General features: G+C 38.9%; 3 protein-coding genes. All 3 read right to left on the bottom strand.

From position 1 onward, the window contains the following. Positions 1-14: 14 nt before the first annotated feature. Positions 15-401 (bottom strand): VOC family protein, encoded by a 387-nt coding sequence (locus MD535_RS25450; protein ID WP_265678072.1) that lies wholly within the window; start codon positions 399-401, stop codon positions 15-17. Between the two features lie 165 nt (positions 402-566). Continuing rightward, a complete protein-coding gene (locus tag MD535_RS25445) occupies positions 567-1157 on the bottom strand; it encodes a COG1361 family protein (protein WP_265678071.1) in 591 nt (196 codons plus the stop codon). Positions 1158-1317: 160 nt separating this feature from the next. Next, positions 1318-1827 carry a ClbS/DfsB family four-helix bundle protein gene (locus MD535_RS25440; RefSeq protein WP_265678070.1) on the bottom strand — a complete coding sequence of 170 codons (510 nt, stop codon included), beginning with the start codon at positions 1825-1827 and terminating at the stop codon, positions 1318-1320. Between the last annotated feature and the right edge of the window lie 15 nt (positions 1828-1842).

Here is a 1842-nt window from a genome sequence, read left to right as displayed (position 1 = left end):
GCTTGAAGCACTTGTTAGGCCCTGGCCTCAAGCTTCCACGGTGGGTTTAACCGATTTTCGCCAGCCCAATACAGTTTGATTTTATTGCCGGACGGGTCAGTTAATGCAGCTTCTTTCCAAAGATAACTTTGCATTGTTGGCTCATGAGTGAATTCGATACCTTCAGACTTAAGATGCATAACGAGTTCATCCAGTTTTTCATGCTCGAAGTAAACTACACCGCGACAATCTAAGCCTTGTTTTTCCATGTCTAGATAGACTGACAAAGTTGCATCACCATCAGGAAAGGAAAACCGAGCATAATACTCGTCACCAACAATTTGATTCAAGCCAAGCTTTGTATAAAACTTGACCGCCAATTCCATATCATGAACCGCCAAGGTTACTTGATTTAAATTCATACACTTTCCTTGTTGTACGTTTGCGCCTAACGCCTTGTTAAGTAGCAGCTAACCACCACTGCACTCAAACAAAGCCACTGTAATCACTAAACTCAACCAAACCAAAATCGCCGACTGTTAGCTGTCTGCTTGAACAATTTGTTAGGTGCTTACATGCAAACGTATTTACAACTTTTCCATTTCCTTAAGTAACATTTTTTCTCGTTCAGATCGTGGCATAAGATATTCTTGGTAAACACCCAGACAGATCATCGAAACAAACAATGCAATAGCACCCCAGAATCCGGCTTTATATGCAAATAACCAACCATCAGATAAACCAGCAAACTTAGCTACTCTATGTTCTGATCTCACCTTTAATTTTTTAATTTGATAATCGTGCATAAAGAAAAGTGGCTCATCAATTAGAAAGGCTAATCTTAAAGATTCACCTGACCGTACATTACCAATCGAAACGACAGACTTGCCTTGCTCTGTTCGTACAACAAAGTCTACATCTGATTCTATTTCAAATCCTTCACTTGGCAACTCGTCTGTGAGCCATATTTCTACATTTTTTTCTGCAAGACTGCCGTCATTGTTGATAGTGACCTCAAAAGCCTTTGTATCATTAACTTCAACAATTCCTTTATAGTTATATGTTAAGCCTGAACTTTGCGTAAAAAATGAAATCAAATAGGGAATTAAGACGGCGATTAGCGGTATCACGATACCAGATGCGACTAAAAGGAAAGGGTTTTTTAGTTCGTTCTTCATTAAATAAATTTCCTATAAATCTTGACTGAGGTTAATTGCACCTAACGCCTGCTTAAGTTGTGAGTGACGCATCCACCAAACTTAAATTAACCACCGTAAACACATAAACTTATATTTACACCAAAAATGCCAAGCGTTACGAATCGACTTGAAGCATTTGTTATGTGAATTCTCGATTGAAGCGGCGAACTTTTGTACGCACATTTTTCATCGGTGATGACGTATTAAACTGAATCATGCGCCCCAAAGTCCATTGTTCATACCACGTAACACCATACAGCTCATGGTCACTTAAGCTTGAAATAAGTAATAGTATCTCGTTAACCGTAAACTCAAGCTCATTGAGTAAATCATCGTATTTCCAATCACGGTACTCTGCATGGAAACTTTCTGCGAGCGAGCCTAATTGGTTCCATTTGTAACCAGTTTCTGGGAAATCAACATGTGAATTTTGAGATCTTAAATAATGCCATTTAAGAACGAGTTTACCCCAGCCAATCAAGTAAGCCACTGTATCACTAACGCTAATGATTGTACCTTTGACGTTTCCCTCTACTCCGGATTTACGAACTTGGTTTTCTGGAATTGAACGATAGTCAGCCATGAGTTTCGGAAAGATTGAATTTATGGCTAACTCCAATTCATCCTTATTTCTTGGTACAGAAGACATTTTGAGCTCCATTCA

The organism is Vibrio qingdaonensis (genome assembly GCF_026191675.1).
Lineage (GTDB): Bacteria > Pseudomonadota > Gammaproteobacteria > Enterobacterales > Vibrionaceae > Vibrio > Vibrio qingdaonensis.
Note: the sequence above shows the minus strand (reverse complement) of the source record. Positions and strands in the feature narration are given on the sequence as shown.

Excerpts from the sequence above, each read along its gene's own strand:
- MD535_RS25440 (WP_265678070.1), bottom strand. The coding sequence starts at position 1,827 with ATGTCTTCTGTACCAAGAAATAAGGATGAATTGGAGTTAGCCATAAAT.
- MD535_RS25445 (WP_265678071.1), bottom strand. The coding sequence starts at position 1,157 with ATGAAGAACGAACTAAAAAACCCTTTCCTTTTAGTCGCATCTGGTATC.
- MD535_RS25450 (WP_265678072.1), bottom strand. The coding sequence starts at position 401 with ATGAATTTAAATCAAGTAACCTTGGCGGTTCATGATATGGAATTGGCG.